Here is a 26,129-nt window from a genome sequence, read left to right as displayed (position 1 = left end):
AGATTTTTTAAACGATTGAATCTCACTCTGAAAGGAACCCCTCGATGAACCTCCTCTCCTCTGGCAGTAAACCCCTTGGCGCACTGGGTCTGGCACTGGCCGCCACCAGCATCCCCATGCTTGCCCAAGCCTATGATTTGCCCCCAATCAACCTTGGGTTCACCAGCTTTCTGGATGGTGCCCCGCCCGCAGGCAATGGCTGGTATTTCAGCCAATACGTGCAGCAATACCATGCCGACAAGTTCAAGGATAACGCAGGCAATAGTCTAGGTTTGCCTAACCCCAAAGTGGATGTCACCGTCAGTCTGTCGCAAGTACTGTATATCTCGGATATCGAAGTCGCCGGGGCTAATCTGGGCATGGATGTGATTGTGCCCGTGGTCAGTCCGCATACCAGTTATGGCGCCGCCTCCAATGCGTTCCCCAAAGCGGGTGACAGTGGCGTAGGCGATTTACTGGTCGGCCCCTTCCTGCAGTGGCCTATTGTCATGGGCGAAAAAGGGCCTAAATTCATGCAGCGCGTTGAATTACAGTTTATTTTGCCCACGGGCGAATACAGTGCTAACCGCGAAATCAACCCGGGCAGCAATGCCTGGTCGTTCAACCCTTACTGGTCAGGCACTTATTTTTTTACGCCAGAATGGACCGCCTCTGTGCGTGCACACTATTTGTGGAACGGCAAAAATGATGATCCCAACCGAGGGTTTCAGGCATTGGGCGCCAGCAGCACGCGTGCAGGGCAGGCGTTTCATACCAACTTTGCCATGGAGTATGCCTTTACACCGCAACTGCGCTTGGGCGTTAACGGTTACTACCTCAAGCAAACCACCGATACCCAAATGAACGGTCATGACGTGTCTGGGCGTCGCGAGCAGGTATTGGCACTGGGCGTGGGGGGCATGTACAGCTTTTCCAAGCAGGATCATCTGATGTTTAACTTCTACGATGAAATGGCAGTGAAAAACCGTACCGAAGGTGAACGTTACAACCTGCGTTTTGTGCATCACTTTTAAGGATTCGAGGTCAATATGAACGCTATTCAAGCACAAGCCGTCCAGTTCCATACTGGCAAGTCCCAGTCTGGTGAGCCCTTGCTCAAGTTTCCCACCGATGACGGTTCACGTATTCCCTACGCCGTGTTCAGCTCGCAAGCGGTATATGAGTTGGAACAAGAACGCATCTTTCGCGGCCCGACCTGGAGTTTTCTCGGGCTGGAAGCCGAAATCCCCAACCCCGGCGACTTTAAAAGCACGTTTGTTGGGGATACGCCGGTGGTGATGACCCGCACCAAAGAAGGCGGACTGGCCGCCTGGGTGAACCGCTGTGCGCACCGCGGCGCACAAGTCTGCCGTCAGGCGCGCGGTAATGCCAGTGAGCATACCTGTGTGTATCACCAGTGGAGTTTTGACTGTGAGGGCAATTTGCAGGGCGTGCCGTTCCGCCGTGGGCAAAAAGGCATGTCTGGCATGCCCAAAGACTTTAACCCCAAAGAGCACGGTCTCAAGCAGCTGCGGGTAGACAGCTATAAAGGCCTGGTGTTTGCCACCTTTAGCGACACGGTGGCGCCTTTGCCTGACTATATCGGTCCTGAAATGCGGCCGTGGATAGACCGTATTTTCCACAAGCCGATCGAGTATCTGGGCTGCACCCGCCAATACTCCAAGTCCAACTGGAAACTGTATCTGGAAAACGTCAAAGATCCGTATCACGCCAGTTTGCTGCACCTGTTTCATACCACCTTCAATATTTTCCGTGTCGGCATGAAGGCGCGTTCGATCCCGGATGCCACCCATGGCTTGCATAGCATCATCACCGCAACCAAAAACGAGGTGCAAACCGCCGAGGCGTATAAAGCGCAGGCCATCCGTTCGTTTGATGAAGGCTTTCAGCTCAAGGATGACAGCCTCCTCGGACAGATACAGGAGTATGAAGAGCTGACCACCAACCATATCCAGCCGATTTTCCCGCAATTGGTCGTACAGCAAATCCACAATACGCTGGTGGCGCGGCAGTTGCTGGCCAAAGGCCCCCACAATTTCGAGCTGATTTTCCACTTTTTTGGCTATGTGGATGACACGCCGGAATTGCGCGCCATGCGGCTCAAACAGGCCAATCTGGTGGGCCCGGCGGGGTATATCTCGATGGAAGACACCGAGGCGACCGAGCTGGTGCAACGTGGCACCGTGCGTGATGGCGATGCCTGCTCGGTGATTGAAATGAGCAAAGACCAGCCAGACCAGCAAGACACGCTGATCACCGAAAGCCTGATCAGACGCTTCTGGGTCGGCTATCAGCAGCTCATGGGTTTTTAAGGAGGACAGCATGCAAGAATTACAAACCTGGTTTGAAGTGCAACAGTTACAGCAGGCCTATATTGCGGCGCTGGATAACGATCAGCTGGAGCGCTGGCCACAGTTTTTTACCGAAGACTGCCACTACAGCATTGTGCCGAAAGAAAATTTTGATGCGGGCTTGCCCATAGGCATGATTTATTTTGATAACCGCAATATGCTCGAAGACCGCGTCACTTCCTTGCGCCATGCCAATATTTTTGAGAGCCATACTTACCGCCACATGACCTCTGGCCTGGTGTTGCAGGCCAGCAGTGCGGATGAGGTGCAGGCAGAGTCCAGCTATGTGGTGGTGCAAACGCTGCAAAATGGCGAATCGCACGTCTACCAGACGGGTCGTTACATCGACCAGATTGTGCGTACCGACCAGGGCTGGCGTTTCAAGCGGCGGCAGGTGGTGTATGACACCTCACGTGTACAAACCTTGCTGGCGACGCCGATATGAGTACCGTCCATTTACACCGCTGGACAGACATTGGCGCCGTCGAGGACTTTAGCGAGGAGGAGCCGGTCGTGGTTGAGGCCGGTGGCATGCAGCTGGCCATTTTCCGGCTTGAGGATCAGTTATTCGCTTTGCATGATTTGTGTACCCATGGCGTGGCACGGCTGTCTGAGGGCTATGTGGAGGATGGCTGTGTCGAGTGTCCTTTGCATCAGGGCTTGTTTGATATCCGTACCGGGGCCGCCAAATGCGCGCCGGTGACCGAGGCCGTGCGTAGCTTCCCGCTCAGGATACATGAGGGCAGGGTGCAGGTGGCTGTAGAGGCGGATGCCGCGCCAGCCACTGCCAAGCCTGCGGCGGTGGAGGTGGTGTTGACCAGCCTGGAGAAGGTGGCGCCGGATGTGGCGCTGGTGCGGATGCAACTGCCAGCTGGGCACCGTTTTGCTTACCAGCCCGGTCAATATATCGATATCCTGCTCGGCGACCAGCGCCGCAGTTATTCATTGGCCCAAGTCACGGCCAATGCGCTGGAGTTGCATATCCGTCATCTGCCAGGTGGCTTGTTTACCGATCAGCTGTTTCATCAACTCGCACCGGGCACGCCGCTGTCGATTGATGGTCCGCATGGACAATTCACGCTGCAGGCAACGCAGAAGCCAAAAATCATGGTCGCGACCGGCACCGGCTTTGCCCCGGTCAAGGCCATGCTCGAGGCGCTGATTGCTGTAGGCAACGGGGTCCCCGTCACCTTGTATTGGGGCGGCCGCACCTTGCCGGACTTGTACCAGCATAGCCAATGCCTGAATCTGGCCACCCGCTACCCCTGGTTTCAGTACGTGCCGGTATTATCGGCAGCCACAGCGACGTCCTGGCAGGGGCGGCAAGGCTATGTCACGGATGCGGTATTGCAAGACTGGCCAGACTTACAGCCATTTGAGGTCTATGCCTGCGGCTCGCCAGCCATGGTGGCCACTGCCAACCAGCGCTTTGTCGCACAAGGCCTGGCACCCACGGCATTTTTTGCCGATGCCTTCTATTCACAGGCCGACCGTCGACAGGCCGCATAACCCACGTGTGTCGCGCTGATTAACCAGCCATTACGCTGGCAAAAAGCGCGACACACGGGGCCATCCGCAAGGCTTCAGCACATTGCGCTGTGATGCGCCCATCACCTGAATTAAGTCATCGTGGGACTTAGCGCTAGCCATGAGGTTTGATGATGGCTACTGCTCACTGAGCATCAATGCCCCGGCCCAAACCGGCGGCTGGCGGAAGGGGATTCGCCAAAGCGTTTTTTATAATCAATCGCAAACCTGCCCATATGATTAAATCCCCATTGCATGGCGATTTCAGTCACTGACAGGTGTGCCGTTTTTTCCGATAACAGCATCTCTCGCACGCGGTCCAGCCGGACTTGCCGCAGGTAATCCATCGGGCTCAACCCCCGATAACGCTGAAAGCCCGCGAACAAGGTGCGGGCGCTGACCCCGGCAATCGCCGCCAGGGATTCTATCGTCATGCTGTCGGCAGTATGGGCATGAATATAGTCTTCAACCCGCTTGATGTAGAACGGCGCAATATTGGTAATCGGGGCTTTCATACACAGATTGTGAGGTTGGCCATACAGCAGGGCATTAAACAGGGTGGATTCAAACTGCTCAAATACGATGGGTTCATTTAACTGCGGATACGGGCTCTGCATGTTGTCGGCCAGCATGCTCACCAGTCTTAAAAAATATTGTCCGGCTGGCGTTTGCAGTTGCAAGTCAGGATGAAACTCCAGCGGTTTTTCCAGCTGCGGCATGCCCAGATGCTGCGCACAGTGCTTGTCCAGGCGGGCGCGTTCAATGCGCAAAATGATGTCTGCACTGCCAGCTTCCCATTCAATTTCGAGTGGCAAGGTCGGTGACACCAGCGAGGCATTCTCGGGGGTAGACACAAAGCGGTGATTGCCACAGCGGATGGTGGAACTGCCATTCATCGGGATATGCACCAGAAAAAAATCATTGAGGCGGTCAGGGTCTATCACCACTTCATGCTGGTACTGCAAGCGGTTTAACGACAAGGCGCCCTGACGCACATGATGCATGCTGGCAATGCCATGCTCGCGGTGGTCGCGGATTTTCAGGCGGTGAGGCTTGAAAATATCGCCTACGGTCTGTTGTACTTCGTCCATGTCCGACGAACAAAACAGCCGATTATCGTCATTAAATAATGTCGTTTCCAGCTGAGCAATCAGGGCCGACACACGGTGGTCCGTCCGGCTGGATTGATCCAGTCTGGTTTGCTCCAATATAGTGCTGCCTAACACAGTCATGGTGCGCCTCTCTCTTCCCTCTGGCCTGAGGATCTGCAGTATCCGGATAGTGGCTGCACTTTTTGGATAACCTCAGCTATCTATCTGGATTAAAAAGAATTTTTTACTGTTATAGGTCTTAAAGATAGCAAGATGCATACCACCCCAATGGCGCAGGCACACAGAAAAAAGCCAGGCGTGCATTTGCAGGCCTGGCCATAGAAGCAGGGGGGTAAATCAGGGTTTGAGCTGTTTTAACAGCGGAATCAGGTAGCGGCCCGTGTAGCTGGCGCTGTTGTCTGCCAGTGTTTCCGGCGTACCGACACCGACCACCACGCCCCCGCCATCGCCGCCTTCGGGGCCCATGTCGATCAGCCAGTCGGCGGTTTTGATCACGTCCAGATTGTGTTCGATGATGACCACGGTATTGCCCGCGTCACGCAAACGGTGAATCACGTCCAGTAATAACTGGATATCCGCAAAGTGCAAACCGGTGGTGGGTTCATCGAGGATATACAGCGTGCGGCCGGTGTCGCGTTTGCTGAGTTCCAGCGCCAGTTTGACCCGTTGTGCTTCACCGCCAGACAGCGTGGTGGCCGATTGCCCCAGCGTGATATAGCCCAGGCCCACGTCCAGCAAGGTTTTCAGTTTGCGTTCAATCACCGGCTGCGCATTAAAGAACTGGTGCGCTTGTTCCACCGTCATGGCCAGCACTTCGTGGATGTTTTTGCCCTTGAACTGGATTTCCAGCGTTTCGCGGTTATAGCGCTGGCCTTTGCAGACGTCGCAAGGGACATACACATCCGGCAAAAAGTGCATTTCCACGCGGATCACGCCATCGCCCTGGCAGGCTTCGCAACGGCCGCCCTTGACGTTAAATGAGTAGCGGCCCGGACCATAGCCGCGCGCGCGGCTTTCCGGCACGCTGGCAAACAGGTCACGGATCGGCGTAAACAAGCCGGTATACGTCGCCGGGTTAGAGCGCGGTGTGCGGCCAATCGGGCTTTGGTCAACATCGACCACCTTGTCAAAAAACTCCAGGCCTTCAATACTTTGGTGCGCGGCAGGTTCGGTGCTGCTGCCATATAAGTGCGCGGCGACCACGCGGTAAAGCGTGTCGTTGATCAGCGTCGATTTGCCGCTGCCGGAGACGCCCGTGACGCAAGTCAGCAGACCGACCGGAATCTCAATACTGACGTCTTTGAGGTTGTTCCCGCTGGCGCCATTGAGCTTGATCATGCGCTTGGGGTCTGGCTGCGTCCGTGGCAGCTTGAAGGTAATCTGTTTTTTGCCGCTGATGTATTGCCCGGTCAATGAGTTGGGGTCGGCTTCAATCTGGGCCGGGGTGCCAAAAGACACAATATTGCCGCCATGCTCGCCCGCGCCGGGGCCAATGTCGACAATAAAATCTGCCAACTGAATGGCATCCTGGTCATGTTCGACCACAATCACGCTATTGCCAATGTCGCGCAGGCGCTTGAGGGTTTCCAGCAGGCGGTCATTGTCGCGCTGGTGCAAGCCGATGGAAGGCTCATCCAGCACATACATGACGCCAGTCAGGCCGCTGCCGATTTGCGAGGCCAGGCGGATACGCTGCGCTTCGCCGCCAGACAGGGTTTCTGCCGAGCGCGACAGCGACAAGTAGTCCAGACCGACATTGGTTAAAAACTTGAGGCGGCTTTCGATCTCCTTGACGATCTTGTCGGCAATGGCCAGCTTTTGCCCGCTCAGTTGCAGTGTTTCAAAGAAATTGAGCGCCTGTTTGAGCGGCACTTCGCAGATCTGGTGAATGTTTCTGTCGCCGACCTTGACGTGGCGTGCCTCTTTGCGCAAACGCGTGCCGCCACAATCCGGGCAGGCAGTCGCATTGATATATTTTGCCAGCTCATCGCGTACCGCAGTCGAGTCACTCTCGCGATAACGGCGTTGCAGGTTATTGATAATGCCCTCAAAGGTATGCGACTTGCTAAAGAAGGTGCCTCGCTCATTGAGGTATTTAAAGGCGATTTGCTCGCGGCCAGAACCATACAGCAGAATTTGCTGGGTTTCTTCAGGCAGCGTCTCAAACGGCGCTTCCAGGTCAAAGTCATAATGCTGGCTCAGGCTGGCCAGCATCTGAAAGTAAAACTGGTTGCGCTTGTCCCAGCCTTTAATCGCGCCACTAGCCAGTGATAAATGCGGAAAAGCCACCACGCGCTTGGGATCAAAAAACGTGACCTGACCCAGGCCATCGCATTTTGGGCAAGCGCCCATCGGGTTGTTAAAGCTGAATAAACGCGGCTCGAGTTCGGCCAGTGAGTAGTCACATACCGGGCAAGAGAACTTGGCAGAGAACAGGTGTTCTTTTTCGCTATCCATCTCCAGCGCGACCGCTTTGCCATCTGCCAGTCGCAAGGCAGTTTCAAACGATTCAGCAATCCGTTGCTTCATGTCTTCGCGCACTTTAAGCCGGTCGACGACCACGTCTACACTGTGCTTGGTGGTTTTCGCCAGTTGCGGCAGGCTATCCATTTCGTAGATCTTGCCATCAATGCGCAAGCGCACAAAACCCTGGGCTTTGAGCGTATCAAACAGATCCAGCTGCTCGCCTTTACGGTTAGAGACGACCGGCGCCAAAATCATCAGCTTGGTGTCTTCCGGCAACTTGAGCACACTGTCCACCATCTGGCTCACGGTTTGTGCTTCAAGCTTGATGCCATGCTCTGGGCACTCCGGGTCCCCGGCACGTGCATACAGCAAACGCAGATAGTCGTGGATTTCAGTGACGGTGCCGACGGTGGAACGCGGGTTGTGTGAGGTCGATTTTTGTTCGATGGAGATGGCCGGTGACAAGCCTTCAATCAGGTCCACATCCGGTTTGTCCATGCGCGCCAAAAACTGGCGGGCATACGCAGATAAACTTTCGACGTAGCGGCGCTGTCCTTCTGCATACAAGGTATCAAAAGCAAGCGAAGACTTTCCTGAGCCTGACAGGCCGGTGACCACAACCAGTTGGTTGCGCGGAATATCCAGATTGATGTTCTTGAGGTTATGGGTGCGCGCCCCGCGAATTTTGATAAATTCCATGATACTTTCACGAACAGACAGCCAACCTGATAATATACGCAATTATTTGAAATTAAGCCAAGTTTTCTTAAAGGATTCATGCAGTTCTCCGAAAAAATGACCCAGCTGGAAACCCGTGCCACTGCGGCATTGGCCTCCATCTACGGGCTACGTATGTTGGGCATGTTTTTAATTCTGCCTATTTTTGCCATTTATGCCGAAACCCTGCGCGGCGGCAATAACCATACCCTGATTGGTCTCGCCCTGGGCGCCTATGGCTTCATGCAAGTCATTTTCCAGTTGCCGTTTGGCATGGCGTCTGACCGTTTCGGCCGTAAAAAGCTGATTTATCTGGGCTTGATCATGTTTGCGCTGGGCAGTGTCTGCGCCGCAATGGCGCAGGATATTTACATGGTGATTGTCGGGCGGGCGATTCAGGGTGCGGGTGCCATTTCTGCCGTGGTCACTGCGCTGGTGGCCGATTCCACCCGCGAAGAGCACCGTACCCAAGCCATGGCCATGATAGGCGCAACGATAGGCGTGACCTTTGCCGTGTCACTGGTCGCGGGGCCCATCCTCAACCAATGGATAGGCGTGCCAGGCATTTTCTGGCTCACCGCCGTGCTGGCCATTCTCGCCATCGGCGTGGTTAAGTTTGCCGTGCCAGAGCCCTTGCATGCGCACTTTCACTCCGATGCCCAGGCGGTGCCGGCCAAAATCGGCGAGGTATTACGCGATAAGCAATTGCTGCGCTTGAACTTTGGCACGTTTTGCTTACATGGGGCGCAAATGGCCATGTTTATGGTGGTGCCGTTTGCCATCAAGCACAGCACCGGCATGAATGAAAATTCTCACTGGAAAATTTATTTACCAGTGCTGCTGATTTCATTCATCTTAATGGTGCCCGCCATTATTTATGCCGAGAAAAAAGCCAAGCTTAAACCGGTATTTATTAGCGCCGTCGGCCTCATGCTGTTCACGCAAATCGCCTTCATGTTCAGCCTCAACAGCCTGTGGGGCATTGTCGCCACCCTGTTCTCCTATTTTGTGGCGTTTAATATCCTTGAGGCCTCGCTACCGTCACTCATCTCAAAAATGGCGCCGGTTGCTGCAAAAGGCACCGCCATGGGCGTGCACAACACCGCGCAGTCCTTTGGCATGTTTTTAGGCGCCGCCCTCGGTGGCTGGCTCTCGCACACCTATGGCAGCAGCACCGTGTTTGTCTTCTGCGCTGTGCTCATGCTGATCTGGTTTGGCCTCGCGCTCGGCATGCAGGCACCGCCCAGTGTCAAAACCAAAATGTTCCATTTGCAAGCAGGGTATAATGACGCCCAGGCCGCCAAACTGGTGCAAGATATCCGCGCGATGGAAGGCGTCTATGAAGTCGTCGCCATTCCCTCAGAAACCATGCTCATGGTAAAGTTGGAAAATCAGCGCAGCAAAGCATTTCAGGCGGCATTGTCGCAAGCAATCATGAATCGAATAGGGGAGTCGTAACACCATGGCATCAGTCAACAAAGTGATTTTGATGGGCAATCTCGGGCGTGACCCTGAAGTGCGCTACATGCCAAACGGTGAGGCAGTGGCTAACTTCAGTATCGCCACCACCGAAAACTGGAAAGACAAATCCGGCGTGCGCCAGGAAAAAACTGAATGGCACAATATCGTCATGTACCGCCGTTTGGCCGAAATCGCCGGCGAATACCTAAAAAAAGGCCGCCCAGTCTACATTGAGGGCCGTCTGCAAACCCGTAAATGGGAAAAAGATGGCGTCACCCGCTACAGCACCGAAATCGTTGCCGACCAGATGCAAATGTTAGGCACTGGCCGTGAAGGTGGCAGCGCCTCCTATGATGGCGGTGAGATGGATCAAGGCGGCGGCATGGACGACTACAACCAGGCCCCCCCACGCCAGCAGCAACCTGCGATGGGCAGCGGTAACGCCGCTGGCGGCGCAAACCGCAATGCCTTCCAGCCTGCTAGCAAACCAGCTGGCAATTTTGACGATTTTGATGACGATATTCCGTTCTAGAGTCGACTAAAAGTTATTATGTAAATAACTATTTGGAGCCAATTGATTTGGCTCCATTTTTTTGTTTACATGATCTTCAGTGAGGCATACTATTTTTATAGAAAGCTCACTTGGAGAATGTAAACAAATGAGTAATTCTTTTCTAGTTAGAACAGTCATCTTTGAATCTGGTGAGAGATTTCCTGTCCTGATCGATCGGGATTCTGGAATGCCTCTTTTTGATCCCACCGTATATTTGAATATATCGAAGTGTTTTACAATCGTAAACGTCGGCACAGTCACTTAAGCCAACTAAGTCCGATGATGTTTGAAAGTTACAAAATGGAAACTAATAAACGTCTATGAAACTCTGGGAAGTCCACATCAGGATTCTTTGGGGAGAACATATTCTCAATAGCATTGCGGCATACAAGCAAATTAGTGACAGCTCAAAATTGCAACTTATGGCATATCTCACAGTTGTTTCGCAACTTGTAAATAAAATTTACTTGCTTTTGTATACATAATACAATTTCATAAAATATTTGGTTAGTGGTCGCGATTATGCTCTGATCTGTTGTGAAATTCTAATTAATTTAGAATAATTGATTCATAGACTCAAACTTAATAAGAAATGGATCTGAGTCACGTTAAAAGTGAAGTTAAAAAATAGCTGGAATTGATAAAGCTCTAACGATTAAAAAACTGAGCAAAGCTTGAAGCTCTTAAAGGATCGATAATTTGTTTAGGCTTAATTGTGAAATTCAAGGGGAGAGCTATGAGCAATTTCAGAGATGCCGTGAGCAGGATGCATGCAATCATTCAATTTTCTGTTTTATTAATAAGTCCACTTTCAGGCGCTGCCGCGGATCAAAGCGAGATCAAGAAGTGCGCTAATAACCAGCATGAAGTAATGGAACCGTGCATTGAGGCACGCGATACCATATTTCAGTCTGAGCCAGAAGAGAAGAGTCAAGAGGCCCCTAAAGAACCATCAATCCTCAAAGAAATGCCCAAAGTTGATGATATTCAGGTGCCTTCTACAGTTAATTCCAAATCCCAAATATTAAAATATTTTTCCAACGAACCTTGGTCAAAAAAGAAGGAGTTGCCTTCCATTGGCCTTGCGTTATCAGGTGGGGGGTCTAAGTCGGCGCCCTTCGTAATGGGTGTTATGAAGCGGTTTGCAGAAAATGATTGGATGGCCAAAACAGACATTATCTCAAGTGTTTCTGGCGGAGGATATTCAGCCTATTATTATTATAAAAAGATGTGGATGATAAAGTATGAACCTGAATTCATGAAGGAGTACAGAACCCTTGAAGATTACAAAAAGGGTGTGAAGTCCTTACCATCAACCAGAGAGATATTTGTTGATATAAGAAAGGAAAAATACGGAGAGGTTTTGGGTAATAAAGCATGTGAATCAAACACAGAAACAAATTTGACTAGATGTAATGTGATTACCGACGATTACAAGACCTATGGCAATTTAACTAGAGCAAATAGCTCGTGCAACAAATTTGAACTAAATTCTACTCGACATCAAGACTATATCGAGTGTTACCAAGATGTACTTTCGGTAACACCAGGCGGTACATCGAACACTGATTCTTCGTATCCAGTCCCTGCATTTGTAGGGATGCTGCTAACTACAATCGCTTCTTTGCCTTTTCATCATATTGCAAATAGTTTATTCGATTGGAAAGTGCCTCTTAGCCCTACCCAGTTTACTTACAAACGCGGCATAAAAAGAACTTATGGGAATACGCCGGATGATAAAAGTAATAATCTACTTAAGGACTTAATTCCTACGACAGACAAATTCGATTTCAAAGGGCTGATGGGTCTATATGAGGAGTGCGAAGGGTGCGGCAAGCTACCTTGGTGGATAATCAATATGACTAATAGTGTTTATGAAGATGATAAAAAATCTATAAATAAAACAGTCTTCGAATTAACAGCTAATTCTATGGGTTCTGGCAACTATGGTTATGTTTTTGGTAAGAACTTTTCTGACCTGATTCCGGGTTTTAGGCCCATTGATGCTGTAGCTGCTTCAGGAGCATTTTTTGATACATTAAGTGCTTATTTTCCATACGCAGTCTCAGGGAAGGTCGTATTTCTTATCATGCACGGACTTAATCTCAGGTGGGGCATAGAAATTCCTAATTATTTGGTCAGCAATAGAGTCCGAACGCTTCATTCATTAATCCCCTGGCCTATTTATTACAAATTTAACTTTGATCGAAAACCTGATAGTGCATACATCCGTTTAGCTGATGGTGGACAAAGTGGCGAAAATCTAGGTATTTATTCTTTACTTAGAAGAGGTACGCGAAATATAGTTATTGCTGATGGCGCTTGGGATATTAACGGGGATCGTAAATATTCAGAATTACCAGAGCTATGTTTGACAAATCAATTTCTAAATAGACATGGATTGGAAATGGTTTTCGTGGGTTATCCAAATCGTTTGCCAAGTCAGGAAGGTGATAAAGAGCTTATACGTCTTTCAAAAGTATGTAGTGATGACGAAAAGTTAGGCCCAAGGATCAAAGGTGAACCTCTCAAAGACTTCTCTCCTTATGAGTGGAAGCGAGCAATCTGGGTAGGTCAAATTCAAACTATTGAAAATAAAATCTTACCAAAAGCATATGAGAGTCTAGATAAGGTGAAGTTGTTTTACATAAAGTCAGCAATCGACTATAAACTTGTAGCAACCGAATTAATGAATATTCAAGCTAATCCTACTTTATGCGATGGGGAAGATGACAATCCTCAAGGAGTAGTGACTAAGAACGAAATTCCGTGCACGATGTTGGGATATATTATTGATTCGGGAAATTACCAAACCAGTGATTCAAAAGTGGTAGAAATGAAGATTCCCAATGGTAATAGTGTGTGGCCTCAGACAAATACAGTTAAGGACACTGCTAACAGCTCGGCTAATAAATACAAAGCATACAGAGATCTTGGTTGGTACGCAGCTAGGAAACTGAGTTGTTTGATGGATGACGATGGAATATCCAAGGAAATAGTTAAACTGGATGTTTGTATGAATTACAGTAAGTATGCAAATAACTCAATGCAAGCAGCTGCTTCTTATTGATTAAAAAAAGAGATATAAGGTCGGCTTTTTTGTATCAACCATAATTCAATACCGGGAAAGCTGTCATGAGAGCAAGATAGAATTCCAATTCGGCGTTGTAATATGGGGTGAAAGTAGTCGCTAAATTGAGGAGTGTTGTAAATAAAATGCATTAATACTCTTGCTATAGTTACATTTTGAATGAATTAAAAGGATAAATTTTATAAATTATATAGTTAAATCAGACTGTTATGATCTATTTACATCTGCTTTGGTATGCATAACCTTTTTGATCGACACAATAATAAATGTTGTTGATTTAAATTAGATAAGGCCCTGTTTTTACAGGGCCTTTTTCTTTTGCTATAGCTAAGAATATTCCAGAAGGGCAAAAGAATCTTGAAGAATTATTGGTGTTGCATGAGCCCCGTTGACTCTTTATTCCAATCTGTAGAATGCCAAACTTAAGCAGTGTTGGAGCTTAATAGGCAATTTACAGAAAAAGGTAAAATTGTTTTAGGCAAGAATTTCATAAATTTATACTTGATTCGGGGTTTAAATTAATTCACTCTTGAGTTATTCGTGAATTAATTTATTTCAATGAATAATCGTATTTCATAATAAAAATCACAAGTAGTCGTACGTTTTCAAGGAAGGAGCCATAGATGGCAACCCTGAATATTAATGGCACCACCCACCAAGTGGATGCACCCGCTGATATGCCTCTTCTTTGGGTGATCAGAGACATCATCGGCTTAACCGGAACCAAGTTTGGATGTGGCATCGCGCAGTGTGGCGCGTGTACGGTACATGTGGATGGTCAGGCAACGCGTTCCTGTGTATTGCCCATTTCGGCCGTTGGCGGCAAGAAGATTACGACCATAGAAGCGATTGGGGAAACTCCCGCTGGTCAGGCTGTGCAAAAGGCCTGGCTAGATCTGGAGGTGATGCAGTGTGGTTATTGTCAGTCGGGCCAGATCATGTCTGCCTGTGCGCTGCTTGACCAGCACCCTCACCCGAATGACGCGCAAATTGATGCCGCCATGGCTGGTAATATTTGCCGCTGCGGCACTTATCCACGTATACGCGCAGCTATCAAGGTGGCTGCTAAGGAAGGGGTCTAGTTATGTCACAAGGGCTTATCCAGGGCTTGGCCGACAAATATACGGTTTCTAATCCTCCGCGACGTGATTTTCTTAAAATTGCCGCGACGGTGAGTGCGACGACTGCAGGCGGGATGTTGCTGAGTATCAGTTTGCCTGCATTGAGTCAAAGCAAGCAAACCCAACCTTATAGCGAGCTGGAAACCGGTAAGGATGTGCTCGCCCCGAATGGATTCATCAAGATTGATACTAAGGGCGAGGTCACCATGATCATGCCCAAGGTGGAAATGGGGCAGGGGGTTTATACGTCTATTCCCATGTTGTTAGCAGAAGAGTTGGAGGTTGATCTCCAAACTGTGAAACTGGAACATGCCCCACCGAATGAAAAGCTGTATGCCGATGCGCTGCTCGGGGCTCAGGTGACGGGCGGTTCAACTTCCATCCGTGCCTTGTGGGAGCCCATGCGCCAGGCCGGTGCTGTGTGTCGGTCATTGCTGATTGCTGCGGCTGCACAGCAATGGAAAGTGGCCGAATCTGCCTGTTATGCAAAATCTGGCGTGGTTTACCACGATGCCTCCGGACGAACACTGCGTTATGGGGAATTAGTCAAAGTGGCCAGCACCTTGCCTGTGCCCAAGCAAGTCGCTCTCAAAGACCCTAAAGACTTCAAACTCATTGGCACCGCTGCCAAGCGATTAGATACGCCTGATAAAGTAAATGGCCTGGCGAAGTTTGGTATTGATGCACGCCCTGACAATGTGAAGTTTGCAGTGATCGCTACCAGTCCTGTGTTCGGCGGGACGCTGGCCAGTGTAGATGATAGCCGCGCCGTGAAAATGCCCGGTGTGCTGCAAGTGGTCAAAGTGGATAATGCGGTTGCCGTGATAGCCACGAATACTTGGGCCGCCAAACGCGGCTTGGGCGCACTGGATATTCAATGGAATGAAGGTAAAAGCACTGCGGTAAAAACCAGTGATTTGGTGAATGATCTGCGTGAGGCGTCCAAGAAACCGGGGGCTGTGGCTAAAAAGCAAGGCAATGCCACCAGTGCCTACAAAAAAGCGGATAAAACGCTGAGTGTGGAGTATGAGCAACCCTTTTTAGCACATGCGACGATGGAGCCCATGAATTGCACTGTGGAAGTGAGCGCTTCTGGCTGTGATCTTTGGGTAGGGACGCAAATTCCGACGTTTGCCCAAGGCATGGCCGCCAAAACGCTCAACATTCCGGTTGAAAAAGTCAGGTTGCATAATTTCCTCATTGGCGGTGGTTTTGGCAGACGGCTAGAGTTTGATGGGGTCGTGCAGGCGGTCAAAATTGCCAAGCAGGTAAAGGGGCCGGTCAAGGTCATTTGGACGCGGGAAGAGGATATTCAACATGACATGTTCCGCCCCTATTACTTTGATCGTATCTCAGCAGGATTGGATGCTAACGGCAAGCCGGTCGCTTGGTCACACCGTATTGTTGGCTCCTCCATCATGGCCCGCTTTGCGCCCCCGTTAGTCAAAAACGGGGTAGACCCGGATGCAGTGGAAGTGTCGGCAGAGCCTCCATATGATTTGCCTAATCTGTATGTGGATTATGTACGGGTAGAGCCGCGGGATGTACCCACCGCGTTTTGGCGGGGAGTTGGGCCGACACGCGGTACTTTTGTCGTCGAGAGTTTTATCGATGAACTGGCGCATTTGGCGAAAGTGGATCCGGTGAAATACCGTTTAGATCTACTCAATAAAACGCCTAGATTGAAAAATGCCTTGCAACTTGCGGTGAGCAAGAGCGATTGGGGCAAGCCATTAGCAAAAGGCCAAGGTCGTGGCGTCTCTGTGATGCATGCTTTCGGCAGTTTCTTGGCCATGGTGGTTGATGTCACCGTGAATGATCAGGGAGAGGTTAAAGTCGACCGTGTCGTGTCTGCTGTCGATTGTGGCATGACCGTGAATCCAGATACCGTGATTGCGCAAATTCAAGGGGGCGTTATTTTTGGCCTGACGGCCGTGCTATATAACGAAATCACCATTGAGCATGGGCGTGTACAGCAAACTAACTTTAATGATTACCGTATGCTGCGTATTAATGAAGCACCGGCCATTGACGTCCACCTGATTAAAAGCGCTGAGGCGCCGGGGGGGATTGGTGAGCCTGGTACTGCGGCGATTGGCGCTGCTTTGGCAAATGCCGTGTTCTCAGCGACTGGCAAACGTATTCGCAAGCTACCTATCGTACATCAACTAAAAGCATAAGGAGTCACCATGAACATGGCCTCAGGTTTGATGAAAATAGGTTTCGCAGTCGTCACCTTTACATTCTCGTTGAATGTGTTTGCCGTCAATCCGGTAGAGATCAAAAAAGGGGAGTATCTTGCGCGGGTAGGCGATTGCATCTCTTGTCACACCGCGCCCCATGGCAAAGCCTTTGCTGGCGGGCTGCCCATGCTGACGCCAGTGGGTGCGATTTATACGACGAACATTACGCCTGATGCTGAGACAGGTATCGGCAAATATACCGAGTCCGACTTTGCCAAAGCACTACGGCGAGGGGTGGCAAAAGATGGTCATCATCTTTATCCGGCCATGCCATATCCTTCTTATGCCAAAGTCAGTGATGCCGACATTCACGCCCTCTATGTGTATTTCATGCACGGCGTGAAACCGGTGCGCCAAGCAAACCGGGCGAATGAGATTCCTTGGCCATTGAATTACAGGTTCCCTTTGGCCATATGGAATAGCCTGTTTTTAGATAAGCATGGTTACCAAGCGGATGCCTCAAAAGATGCCAGCTGGAATCGTGGCGCTTATTTGGTTCAGGGGCTTGGGCATTGTGGTGCTTGCCACACGCCACGCGGATTTGCCTATCAGGAAAAAGGGCTGACGCATGCCTCGGATCAATTTTTAAGCGGAGAAACCCTGGAAGGATGGTCTGCTACCAACTTGCGGGGGGACCATAATACCGGGTTAGGCAGATGGTCTGAGGCGGATATTCTTGTCTATCTGAAATCAGGCGCCAATCAGCATAGCTCCGCTTTTGGCACCATGACTACGGTCATTAATAACAGTACTGAAGGCATGACTATCCAGGATTTAACGGGCATCGCTAGCTACTTGAAAACAATCAAAGGGACAAACGATAAAGGTCAAACGACGTATAAATACAATTCTGGTGCGACATTGGCGCAGTTCAAATCATTGACAACCTATCCTGGCGCCCGGCTTTATCAGCAATATTGTGCAGCGTGTCATGGACAAGAGGGTAAAGGGGTTGCCCCTTATTTATCACCGCTTGCGGGCAACCCGGCTGTGATGGATCCAGACCCCTCCTCACTCATTAATGTCATTTTGAATGGCTCGCCTCAACTCAAACCGCAAGGGGTGGCGGCACCCTTCAATATGCCAAAGTTCAGACATACCTTGAATGATACTGAGGTGGCGCAGTTAGTCAGTTTTATGCAGTCCGCCTGGAATCATAATCTTAAACCGACGAGTGCGAAGGCCGTTGCAGACATTCGAAAACTGCCCGCTTCGGCACATGAGTGACAGTGAAATCTATCCATCGGTAGATTGCCAATCGAGCCTTTTGCCAGAGATAAAAGGCATGATTGTTGCTGAGAAAAATGTGTGTGCGGCTTTTTAATGACAAACATACAGTATTGAATGTCGAGAGGATTGACAACCGTTACAAAGTTTGATGAACTTGTCACCTATTGTTAAGTACCATTATAAAAGGCAAACCTGCTGAAAAGCAGGGACGCAAAGCTTCCGGTCTAAAAGCAGTTGCTGATGACAGCGGGGCTACCATTTACCGCAAGGGTTAATGTATCAAGTTCTTTCAAGTAGTGTGTTGTGTGGGCTGGGCTTATGCCGTCTCGGCAAAGCCTGCGTGCTGTTTCGCCCATTGAGGGTATCCGCCGCTGAGGCCTTTATGATCGACCACTTACTAAAGAGAAATGACTTGCTTGCACTGCGCTGTCGCAGTCGTTTGTGGTGGATTGGCAATGGTCAATTGGATGACAGGCGCGCCTAATGCCACACTTTAAAAACACTCCTCTACAACTGAGACTGGTTGCCAAACTTTTTAAAGGCGAGCTTTTTCAGTTTGCCCAAGACCCGCATCAACTGCGGGTGAAACTGTTACTGGCGATTGCTGCCTGTGCCTCCATCATTCTGGGCGGTGCTTGGAGTGTTTACTATTTATGGCAGGCCAAATGGCTGTTAATGGCCTTTAACTTTTCCCTGGTGATATTGAGCATGCTTGTGGTGACCATGATCAATGCGGGCCGGGATCGCTTGGCGGCCATTTTTATGGCGCATGGCTTGGCGCTGATTATTTCTGCGATTTCTGTGTTTGATGTGCCGTTGCCCGGGGTGGTCCGCTCGGTGCATATGTATTATCTGCCGATAGCCGCAGGATCATCGCTGGTGTTCCGTAAAGAGGGCATTTATCTGCGCGTGATTTTTCCGTTGCTCATGCTGTTGGGATGTTTGATTTTTGGTTCGTCTGACATTGGCATTACCCAGGCATCTTTGATTGCAAATCCTGAAATTCGGGCGGTTGGGGCATGGATGAATAATCTGGCCGCCTTAGGTGTTTTGGGGATTGCCTTGATTGTGATGCAGTCTGATATCACCTTGCGAAGCGGGCTTTACGCGGATATGCGCGAAGCGCTCGCCAAAGGGCATTTTTGTTTGCATTACCAGCCGCAGGTCGATGCCCAGGGTCATATTTTTGGCGCTGAAGCGTTGCTACGCTGGCAGCATCCTGAACGGGGCTTGATCCCGCCTGGTGTTTTCATCACTGCCGCGGAAGAAACCGGCCTGATTTTGCCGATTGGTAATTGGGTATTAAAAGAAGCCTGTGCGCAGTTGGTGAAATGGTCTGATCATCCGCATTTGTCCCACTTGAGTATTGCAGTGAATGTGAGCACTTCGCAGCTGCGCCAGCCCGATTTTGTGCAAGAGGTGCAGGAGATTGTAACGCGCAGCGGCGCCAATCCCGGCCAGATTAAACTGGAGCTCACAGAGAGCATGCTGGCAAACGAAGTAGACGATACTATCCAGAAAATGCGCGCATTGCAGGCATTTGGCATGAGTTGGTCGCTGGATGATTTTGGCACCGGATACTCTTCATTAAACTACTTGAAGCACCTGCCATTTGAGCAATTAAAAATTGATCAATCCTTTGTGCGCGACTTGCTGAATAATGAAAGTGACCAGGCGATTGTCGATACGCTGGTGAATCTGGGTAAGCATCTCAAAATGACCCTGATTGCTGAGGGGGTGGAAACGATAGAGCAGCTCGAATACCTGCATAGCAAGGGCTGTATGAAATACCAGGGGTATTTTTTTAGCAAACCTTTAACTGTGCAGGCCTTTGAACAATTGCCTTCGCCGCTGCTTTCGCCAGTTGCGCACTCAACCTCGGGCCTGTTCTGACGAGCATATTCCCACCCCTTGCCTGGCAGTGATTGTAAAAAGGAAAATCTCCCAAGACCCACGCAACTGCAGCTGATTACACTGTGCGCTTTGATTGACGGTGAAAGGGCGTGCATGTTGGTAAATTCTGCAGTCTTCAGGGCGTTTGCTTGCTTCAAGGGGGGTGTTTGGGTGATCAGCCTGTGGGCAATGCTGTCTCTGCCACAGGCGGAAGCGCGCACTGTAAAAAAAGCGGCGCCCTCTTCGGCGCAGCGCGCAGAGATCAGCCCCAAGCAAGCCATGAGTGAGCATACCGATGACTTGCGGGCATTGATGTTGCAGCTCTATACCGAACATCCAGAGGAATTGGCGAAAAGCACGCAGGTTGGGCCGCGCGAAATGACGGAATGGGTATTTGATGGCAAGGCCAACTGGAAGTTTGAGGCGATCCGCCGTTTGCAGGGCATGGCCGCGATAGACCTGGCTTTCGATGAAGCGTTTGGCGGTGACCGTATTCTGGCTTTGGTGGTGGGGATAGAAACCTTGCTGTTTGAAGGCTATGGCAGCCAAAATGAGTTTGAAATCCCGCCGCAACGCGATCCCCAAAAACTGCAGCAGTTGCAGCAACAGCTTAAGGATTTGCAGGCACGCCTGCAGCGTGCACCGCTGCCGTCTTTGCTAGAACAACCCGCCGTGCGCCAGCCCATCGAGGCCACACTCAAGCAGCTGTTGCAACGCTTGAGCGTCTAGCCTAAGGCACCAAACTCAGGTGATGCCCCAGTCTGTGCTTTTTGGTCGCCAGATAGTCGGCATTGGCTGGATTACTTGCGATCTCTAACGGCGTCACGGCCTCCACCATGATGCCCAGCCGGGTGAGGGCGTGCGACTTATCCGGGTTGTTACTCAGTAACTCAATTGACTTCACCTCAAAATGCTGCAACATACTTGCTGCATCATCATATGCTCGGTGGTCTACAGGCAGGCCCAGGGCGAGGTTTGCCGCCACCGTATCCAAGCCGGTGTCTTGCAAATCATAGGCCTGCACCTTGTTGCTGATGCCGATGCCGCGCCCTTCATGTCCGCGCAGATACAGAATAATGCCATTGCCACGCGCCTGAATCAGTTGCTGCGAGCGTTTGAACTGTTCGCCGCAATCGCAGCGCTGTGAGCCAAACACATCCCCGGTCAGGCATTCAGAGTGCACGCGGGTCAGCACTCTGGCTTGACCGCTGACCTCGCCGAGCACCAGTGCGATCTGCTCCTGCCCGCTGTGCATATCAACAAACGCGTGTAAACGGTACTGCCCATATTCTGTCGGTAAGTGAGCACTGGCTTTCCAGCGCAGGCTGCCGCTTTCGATGGCCGCTGTTTGCACAGAGGCAAGCTTATTTAAGCGCATTGATCGCTCCCATTTTAATCAGTTTGGCGCGCAACACATTGCGGCTCAAGCCCAGCAGCTTGGCGGTTTGTACCTGGTTGTGGTGGCAATGCTGATAAGCTGCGCGCACCAGCGTGTCTTCTACATAGTCATAGAGCTGGGCTTTGCCAGATTCAAACAACTGCAGCATTGAAGCTTCCAGCGAATCGCTCTCTGCTTCGTGTGGCAACGCCTGCAGAGCGGCTTTGGGACGATGTAGCGAGATCGAGGACAAATGTAAATCCTCACTGCGCACCACATTGTTGCGGCAAATCAGCAATGAGTGATGAATCACATTTTCGAGTTCCCGGATATTGCCTGGCCAACTGTGTTGCAATAGTTTTTGTTTGGCAGACTCATCGAGACGGATACTCGCATAGCCCAGCCGCCGTGTATATTCGCCAACAAAATAATCCGCCAGTGGCAAAATATCGCCGGGCCGGTTACGTAACGTTGGCAATTCCAGATGCGCGACGCGCAGGCGGTAAAATAAATCCTCCCTGAAGTTACCCGCCAGCACCGCTTCTTCCAGGCGCACATTGGTCGCTGCAATCAGCCGCACATCAATCGGCGTTGGTTTGCGTGCGCCCAGCCGCACGACCTCCCGCTCTTGTAGAACACGTAACAGTTTCACCTGGATACTCAGCGGTAAATCGCCAATCTCGTCTAGGAACAGCGTGCCGCCATTAGCCTCTTCAAACCAGCCTGCTTTGGCAGTGACGGCACCGGTAAAGGCGCCTTTTTCATGGCCGAACAATTCACTTTCGACCAGGGTTTCCGAGAAAGCACCGCAATTCACTGCGACAAATGGTTTGGATTTTCGGTAGCTCAAGGCATGCACATGACGGGCAATCAGCTCTTTGCCCGTGCCCGTCTCGCCGATGATCAGGACATTAGCGTCGCTAGGGGCAATTTGTTGGATGCGGTTGAGCAAGGCAATGGACTTTGGATCTTCAAACACCTGAGCGGTTGCCCGAATTGAAGTCGACATGGCCCGCGAGTTAGGCATGGTTAAGAGGCGCTGCTGCTCCAACTGTGTATCGTGTTCAGTCGCGTAAAAATCGTTTGCTAATAGATTTGCCATCGTGAGGATCTCACTGTCTTTCCATAAGATTAAGCCTGGATACAGTAATTCAGGCTGCAATTTCGTGCCAATAAGTAATGGCGCTATTCATATTCTTTAAAGTTATAAATAAATCTCTCAATAGAAATAATGATTTGATTGCCTAATGAATTAGCAGAATGCATGCCAATCAGGCCGAGGTCGTGCTACCGCAGGCATGAGATGTCGGATTAAAACAATAAATCCCATCAAATCATGGGCTTAAGAAAAGGAGGGCTTGCGGTTGCTCATTGCTGCGTGAGGCATGCAAATGTCACTGTTCTAAATCCGCCTGCTGAAATCGACGCAGAGATGCTGCAAACTCAGCAGCGTTGTAGAACAAGCTGCTGAGTTTGCAGCAATCAAAAAAAATATTTTTTTAAGTGATTGAATTAGAAGTATTTTATTTGTGGCATGGACTTTGCAATTTTCAAGCTGTTATTTCTTTTGAATGGGTTGTAAAGGGGTGTCGATGCAAATATTCTGGTTTTTACCCACGCATGGCGATCAACGGTATCTTGGCAGCAGCCAGGGCGCCAGACCGGCCACGTTTTCTTATCTGAAGCAGATTGCTCAAGCGGCAGATCGGCTGGGCTATGGCGGTGTGCTGGTGCCGTCTGGCCGCTCTTGCGAAGATGCCTGGGTGATTTCTTCGGCACTGATCAATGAAACCAGCCAGCTCAAGTTTTTAGTCGCCACGCGCCCTGGGTTTATTTCACCGGTGGTGTCGGCACGCATGACCTCCACACTCGATCGGATTTCAGGCGGGCGGCTGTTGATTAACGTTGTCGCTGGCGGCGACCCGGCTGAACAGCAAGCCGAAGGTAGCTTTCTCGACCATGATGCACGCTATGCGGAGGCTGAGGAGTTCTTGTCTATCTGGCGCTCGGTACTGAGCGAGCAGCGCGTGGATTTTGAAGGCGATTATTTACGCGTGAAAGGGGCCAGCTTACCGACCGGTAGCCTGCAAAAACCTTACCCGCCACTGTTTATCGGCGGCGCTTCAGAGGCCGCCATCAAACTCAGCAGTGAGCATATTGATGTGCATTTAACCTGGGGTGAACCGCCTGCCGCCGTGGCCGAAAAAATCAAGGTGATCCGTGCGGCGGCGGCAGCCAAAGGCCGCCACATCCAGTTTGGTATCCGCTTGCACGTGATTGTGCGTGAAACCAGCGAGCAAGCCTGGCAAGCCGCCGACACGCTCATTTCGCAGGTCACCGATGACACGATCGCAGCAGCACAGGCCGCAGTGGCCAATTTTGATTCTGTGGCACAAAAACGCATGACGGCCTTACACCACGGCCGCCGCGACCGGCTCGAAGTCTCCCCGAATCTGTGGGCCGGTGTGGGCTTGGTGCGCGGCGGTGCCGGCACTGCGCTGGTGGGCAATCCGCAAGAGGTGGCTGACCGCATTAAAGAGTATCAGGCACTCGGCATTGATTACTTTATTTTCTCAGGCTACCCGCATCTGGAGGAGGCTTACCGTGTCGCTGAATTATTGTTCCCGCTTTTGCCGCTCCAGCAACAGGCCCCGCATGAAGTCAGTATCACGACCAATCTCACCGGCCCGTTTGGCGCAGCCCAATCTGTTAAGCATGCTGCGTAGGGGGGAAGATGACTTTGGCTCTGAATTTACGCCAGCCCGCCGTTGAGGCGGAGCACGGCATTGTGTTTCACGGTACCCCAGAACAGCGCGCAGAACAGCTTTGCGATTATCTGGCACTCACTGCAGTTGAGCGTGATGTCGCAGGAGGGACGCCCTACCTGCAGCGTCAGGCGGTGCGTGATAGTGGCTTACTCAGCTTGTGGATTCCGCAACAGGCCGGTGGCTTGGGCGCTAGCTGGACGCAGACTTTCCGCATCATCCGCCAGATTGCCCGCGTCGACAGCTCAATTGCACAGGTGTTTGCATTCCAGTTTTTGATGCTGGCGTCCATCCGTTTGTATGGCAGCGAGACGCAATGGCAGCATTATTTCAAGCTCACTGCGCAACAGCACCTGTGGTGGGGCAATGCCCTCAATCCGCTGGACCAGCGCACGGTGGCACATAAGATAGACGACGGCTATGTGTTTCACGGGCAAAAAAGTTTTTGCTCCGGCTCCATGGATTCTGATTTCTTAATCGTCTCCGCGATTGAAGAGGGCAGCGGCAAATTTCTGGTGGCTGCAGTGCCAACCAGTCGGGCAGGCATCACGCTCAAGGGCGACTGGGACAACATCGGCCAGCGCCAGACCGACAGTGGCAGTGCAGAATTTAACCAGCTCAAGGTGGAAGACCATGAGTTGCTTATGCAGCCGGGCCCGCTCAGTTCGCCGTTTGCCAGTTTGCGTTCGTTGGTGGCCCAACTGATCTTTACCAATATCTATCTCGGCATTGCCGAAGGTGCCCTGGCCGAAGGTGCAAACTACACCCTTGGCAGTAGCCGGGTTTGGGCTGGCTCGTTGGCAAACAATGTGTTTGAAGATCCTTATACCTTGTTGCATTACGGCGAATTTTGGGCTGGATTACACGCGTCATCGGTGTTGGCTGACCATGCTGCAACCTTGCTTGATGCGGCCTGGCAGCAAGGGTTGGGACTGGAAGATGCACAACGCGGAGAAGTGGCGCTGGCCGTATTTTCAGCCAAAGTGCAGGCGACCCGCGCCGGGCTGGATGTGACCACGCGTATTTTTGAAGTGGCTGGCGCCCGTGCGACCACCGCCAAGCTGCGCATGGACCGTTTCTGGCGTAATTTACGCGTTTATACCCTGCATGACCCAGTGGATTACAAATTCAAGGAGTTAGGCGATTGGGCGCTGAATGGGCAGTATCCCACCCCTAGCTTTTACTCATAGAAAACACATGATCCATAGCTACGCGGGCGAATAACAGCGTTGCGCGGTACTCAAAATCCTCATGCACGCCTTGTACATTCCGATTTTTGCGTGCCGTGCGCCTTGGTCTTCATCCCGCTCGCGCATTGCTTAAGTGTTTCCATCACTAAAGAATAGATATGAAACAAAAAATTATTGATTTACGTAACCGTCCTGCGTTTTTGCATGACTTTTTTGGTGCCACGCCCAACACGCCTGGCTATGAGACGGCTAAATGGCTGAATCAGCGCGTGGGTTCACTGGAACCAGAGCATTTCCGCCGCTCGTACACCGTTGAGGGCTATTTGCAGGAAATAGACGACGCTGGCATTGATATTGCAGTGGTGGTCGGCCGTGAAACGCCAGACCTGACCATTGATGACCAGCAGATTGCAGACCTGGTCAAACACAGCCAAAAGCTGGTGGGCCTGGGCTCGGTGGATATTGCAAGCCGCGGCGTAGACAGCACCTTGGCAGCGATTGAAAAAGCCATTCACCATTATGGCTTTAAGGCCATCAATATCGAGCCGGGCTTTGGCAAGCCTGCGCGGCAGGTGGATGATCCACTGTTTGACCCAGTGTATGATGCGTGCCAGCAGTATGGCGTGCCGGTGTGCGTGATGTCGGGCCCGACCACGCCGGATCTCGATTATGCGCATCCCAATGCGGTGGCACGGCTGGCGCGCAAATATCCCCAATTGAACATTATTTGTTTTCACGGCTATTACCCGTTTGTGAACGAGATTGTCGGTGCCGCCTTCCGCTACCCAAATCTGTACCTGGTGCCGGATATGTACATTTTCCAGCCCGGCGCCGAGCTGTATGTGCAGGCCGCCAACCAGTTTCTGGGCGACCAGTTACTGTTTGGCACCTCTTATCCGTTCCGCCCCATGAAACAAACTATCGCTGATTTTGCGGCATTGGGCTTCAAGGATGCCGTGCTCGAAAAAGTGTTTTATCAGAATGCGGCCAGGGTGCTGAATCTCAGCCTGACAGCGTAAGTAAAAGGAATC

The 26,129-nt window shown here is 51.1% G+C and carries 19 protein-coding genes, 1 pseudogene and 1 riboswitch; of the genes and pseudogenes, 16 read left to right on the top strand and 4 right to left on the bottom strand.

Annotated features, from left to right (window positions below; genetic code table 11):
• The first annotated feature begins 44 nt into the window (after positions 1–44).
• The 4 genes from Q9292_RS02485 to andAb are packed head-to-tail and all read left to right on the top strand — an operon-like array spanning position 45 to position 3,860.
• Entirely contained in the window at positions 45–1,013 is a 969-nt protein-coding gene (locus tag Q9292_RS02485) for a transporter (protein ID WP_313984382.1), read from the top strand.
• A 15-nt stretch (positions 1,014–1,028) separates the two neighbouring features.
• Entirely contained in the window at positions 1,029–2,312 is a 1,284-nt protein-coding gene (gene andAc / locus Q9292_RS02480; RefSeq protein WP_313984379.1) for an anthranilate 1,2-dioxygenase large subunit AndAc, read from the top strand.
• Positions 2,313–2,322: 10 nt separating this feature from the next.
• Complete coding sequence (andAd, locus tag Q9292_RS02475) at positions 2,323–2,796, top strand: anthranilate 1,2-dioxygenase small subunit AndAd (RefSeq protein WP_194749565.1); 474 nt, start codon at positions 2,323–2,325, stop codon at positions 2,794–2,796.
• Positions 2,793–3,860 carry an anthranilate 1,2-dioxygenase ferredoxin subunit AndAb gene (gene andAb, locus Q9292_RS02470; RefSeq protein ID WP_313984375.1) on the top strand — a complete coding sequence of 356 codons (1,068 nt, stop codon included), beginning with the start codon at positions 2,793–2,795 and terminating at the stop codon, positions 3,858–3,860. Before andAd ends, andAb begins: the two co-directional genes overlap by 4 nt.
• Before the next feature lie 173 nt (positions 3,861–4,033).
• Here the strand turns inward: andAb and Q9292_RS02465 are convergent, their stop codons facing one another.
• On the bottom strand, positions 4,034–5,110 hold the full coding sequence (locus tag Q9292_RS02465; RefSeq protein WP_313984372.1) for an AraC family transcriptional regulator: 1,077 nt from the start codon (positions 5,108–5,110) through the stop codon (positions 4,034–4,036).
• A 216-nt stretch (positions 5,111–5,326) separates the two neighbouring features.
• Positions 5,327–8,155 (bottom strand): excinuclease ABC subunit UvrA, encoded by a 2,829-nt coding sequence (gene uvrA, locus Q9292_RS02460; protein WP_313984369.1) that lies wholly within the window; start codon positions 8,153–8,155, stop codon positions 5,327–5,329.
• Positions 8,156–8,233: 78 nt separating this feature from the next.
• Here uvrA and Q9292_RS02455 point away from each other — a divergent pair, with 78 nt between their 5' ends.
• The 9 genes and pseudogenes from Q9292_RS02455 (at position 8,234) to Q9292_RS02415 (ending at position 20,494) form a co-directional block, all read left to right on the top strand.
• On the top strand, positions 8,234–9,631 hold the full coding sequence (locus tag Q9292_RS02455) for an MFS transporter (protein ID WP_313984366.1): 1,398 nt from the start codon (positions 8,234–8,236) through the stop codon (positions 9,629–9,631).
• A 4-nt stretch (positions 9,632–9,635) separates the two neighbouring features.
• Positions 9,636–10,166: a single-stranded DNA-binding protein gene (ssb, locus tag Q9292_RS02450; protein ID WP_275357292.1), complete on the top strand. Its 531-nt coding sequence runs from the start codon at positions 9,636–9,638 to the stop codon at positions 10,164–10,166.
• Positions 10,167–10,397: 231 nt separating this feature from the next.
• Positions 10,398–10,511: pseudogene (locus Q9292_RS02445) on the top strand (IS3 family transposase); the annotation flags it as partial.
• Positions 10,512–10,923: 412 nt separating this feature from the next.
• Positions 10,924–13,257 carry a hypothetical protein gene (locus Q9292_RS02440; RefSeq protein ID WP_313984361.1) on the top strand — a complete coding sequence of 778 codons (2,334 nt, stop codon included), beginning with the start codon at positions 10,924–10,926 and terminating at the stop codon, positions 13,255–13,257.
• A 644-nt stretch (positions 13,258–13,901) separates the two neighbouring features.
• Complete coding sequence (locus Q9292_RS02435) at positions 13,902–14,360, top strand: (2Fe-2S)-binding protein (RefSeq protein WP_313984358.1); 459 nt, start codon at positions 13,902–13,904, stop codon at positions 14,358–14,360.
• 2 nt (positions 14,361–14,362) lie between these two features.
• Entirely contained in the window at positions 14,363–16,579 is a 2,217-nt protein-coding gene (locus Q9292_RS02430) for a xanthine dehydrogenase family protein molybdopterin-binding subunit (RefSeq protein WP_313984354.1), read from the top strand.
• A gap of 9 nt (positions 16,580–16,588) precedes the next feature.
• A complete protein-coding gene (locus Q9292_RS02425) occupies positions 16,589–17,869 on the top strand; it encodes a cytochrome c (RefSeq protein ID WP_313984351.1) in 1,281 nt (426 codons plus the stop codon).
• A gap of 178 nt (positions 17,870–18,047) precedes the next feature.
• A riboswitch (cyclic di-GMP riboswitch) is annotated at positions 18,048–18,132 on the top strand.
• 223 nt (positions 18,133–18,355) lie between these two features.
• Positions 18,356–19,765, top strand: a complete 1,410-nt coding sequence (locus Q9292_RS02420) for an EAL domain-containing protein (RefSeq protein WP_313984349.1) — start codon at positions 18,356–18,358, stop codon at positions 19,763–19,765.
• A gap of 114 nt (positions 19,766–19,879) precedes the next feature.
• Positions 19,880–20,494, top strand: a complete 615-nt coding sequence (locus tag Q9292_RS02415; RefSeq protein WP_313984346.1) for a hypothetical protein — start codon at positions 19,880–19,882, stop codon at positions 20,492–20,494.
• Between the two features lies 1 nt (position 20,495).
• Here Q9292_RS02415 and ribA read toward each other — a convergent pair whose 3' ends face one another.
• Together ribA and Q9292_RS02405 are read right to left on the bottom strand one after the other, a co-directional pair.
• Positions 20,496–21,143, bottom strand: a complete 648-nt coding sequence (ribA, locus tag Q9292_RS02410; protein ID WP_313984343.1) for a GTP cyclohydrolase II — start codon at positions 21,141–21,143, stop codon at positions 20,496–20,498.
• Entirely contained in the window at positions 21,130–22,170 is a 1,041-nt protein-coding gene (locus Q9292_RS02405) for a sigma-54 interaction domain-containing protein (protein ID WP_274703494.1), read from the bottom strand. Before Q9292_RS02405 ends, ribA begins: the two co-directional genes overlap by 14 nt.
• 565 nt (positions 22,171–22,735) lie before the next feature.
• Between Q9292_RS02405 and ssuD the strand changes: the two genes are divergently transcribed.
• The 3 genes from ssuD to Q9292_RS02390 all read left to right on the top strand — a co-directional run bounded on the left by ssuD (position 22,736) and on the right by Q9292_RS02390 (position 26,117).
• Entirely contained in the window at positions 22,736–23,869 is a 1,134-nt protein-coding gene (ssuD, locus tag Q9292_RS02400) for an FMNH2-dependent alkanesulfonate monooxygenase (protein ID WP_313984340.1), read from the top strand.
• Positions 23,870–23,877: 8 nt separating this feature from the next.
• On the top strand, positions 23,878–25,098 hold the full coding sequence (locus tag Q9292_RS02395; protein ID WP_313984337.1) for an acyl-CoA dehydrogenase family protein: 1,221 nt from the start codon (positions 23,878–23,880) through the stop codon (positions 25,096–25,098).
• 158 nt (positions 25,099–25,256) lie between these two features.
• Positions 25,257–26,117 carry an amidohydrolase family protein gene (locus tag Q9292_RS02390; RefSeq protein ID WP_313984334.1) on the top strand — a complete coding sequence of 287 codons (861 nt, stop codon included), beginning with the start codon at positions 25,257–25,259 and terminating at the stop codon, positions 26,115–26,117.
• Positions 26,118–26,129: the final 12 nt, after the last annotated feature.

This window comes from Methylophilus sp. VKM B-3414, from assembly GCF_032248435.1.
Classification (GTDB): domain Bacteria; phylum Pseudomonadota; class Gammaproteobacteria; order Burkholderiales; family Methylophilaceae; genus Methylophilus; species Methylophilus glucosoxydans.
This window is presented reverse-complemented; position numbering and strand designations above follow the sequence as displayed.

Excerpts from the sequence above, each read along its gene's own strand:
- Q9292_RS02485 (WP_313984382.1), top strand. The coding sequence starts at position 45 with ATGAACCTCCTCTCCTCTGGCAGTAAACCCCTTGGCGCACTGGGTCTG.
- andAc (WP_313984379.1), top strand. The coding sequence starts at position 1,029 with ATGAACGCTATTCAAGCACAAGCCGTCCAGTTCCATACTGGCAAGTCC.
- andAd (WP_194749565.1), top strand. The coding sequence starts at position 2,323 with ATGCAAGAATTACAAACCTGGTTTGAAGTGCAACAGTTACAGCAGGCC.
- andAb (WP_313984375.1), top strand. The coding sequence starts at position 2,793 with ATGAGTACCGTCCATTTACACCGCTGGACAGACATTGGCGCCGTCGAG.
- Q9292_RS02465 (WP_313984372.1), bottom strand. The coding sequence starts at position 5,110 with ATGACTGTGTTAGGCAGCACTATATTGGAGCAAACCAGACTGGATCAA.
- uvrA (WP_313984369.1), bottom strand. The coding sequence starts at position 8,155 with ATGGAATTTATCAAAATTCGCGGGGCGCGCACCCATAACCTCAAGAAC.
- Q9292_RS02455 (WP_313984366.1), top strand. The coding sequence starts at position 8,234 with ATGCAGTTCTCCGAAAAAATGACCCAGCTGGAAACCCGTGCCACTGCG.
- ssb (WP_275357292.1), top strand. The coding sequence starts at position 9,636 with ATGGCATCAGTCAACAAAGTGATTTTGATGGGCAATCTCGGGCGTGAC.
- Q9292_RS02440 (WP_313984361.1), top strand. The coding sequence starts at position 10,924 with ATGAGCAATTTCAGAGATGCCGTGAGCAGGATGCATGCAATCATTCAA.
- Q9292_RS02435 (WP_313984358.1), top strand. The coding sequence starts at position 13,902 with ATGGCAACCCTGAATATTAATGGCACCACCCACCAAGTGGATGCACCC.
- Q9292_RS02430 (WP_313984354.1), top strand. The coding sequence starts at position 14,363 with ATGTCACAAGGGCTTATCCAGGGCTTGGCCGACAAATATACGGTTTCT.
- Q9292_RS02425 (WP_313984351.1), top strand. The coding sequence starts at position 16,589 with ATGAACATGGCCTCAGGTTTGATGAAAATAGGTTTCGCAGTCGTCACC.
- Q9292_RS02420 (WP_313984349.1), top strand. The coding sequence starts at position 18,356 with ATGCCACACTTTAAAAACACTCCTCTACAACTGAGACTGGTTGCCAAA.
- Q9292_RS02415 (WP_313984346.1), top strand. The coding sequence starts at position 19,880 with ATGTTGGTAAATTCTGCAGTCTTCAGGGCGTTTGCTTGCTTCAAGGGG.
- ribA (WP_313984343.1), bottom strand. The coding sequence starts at position 21,143 with ATGCGCTTAAATAAGCTTGCCTCTGTGCAAACAGCGGCCATCGAAAGC.
- Q9292_RS02405 (WP_274703494.1), bottom strand. The coding sequence starts at position 22,170 with ATGCCTAACTCGCGGGCCATGTCGACTTCAATTCGGGCAACCGCTCAG.
- ssuD (WP_313984340.1), top strand. The coding sequence starts at position 22,736 with ATGCAAATATTCTGGTTTTTACCCACGCATGGCGATCAACGGTATCTT.
- Q9292_RS02395 (WP_313984337.1), top strand. The coding sequence starts at position 23,878 with ATGACTTTGGCTCTGAATTTACGCCAGCCCGCCGTTGAGGCGGAGCAC.
- Q9292_RS02390 (WP_313984334.1), top strand. The coding sequence starts at position 25,257 with ATGAAACAAAAAATTATTGATTTACGTAACCGTCCTGCGTTTTTGCAT.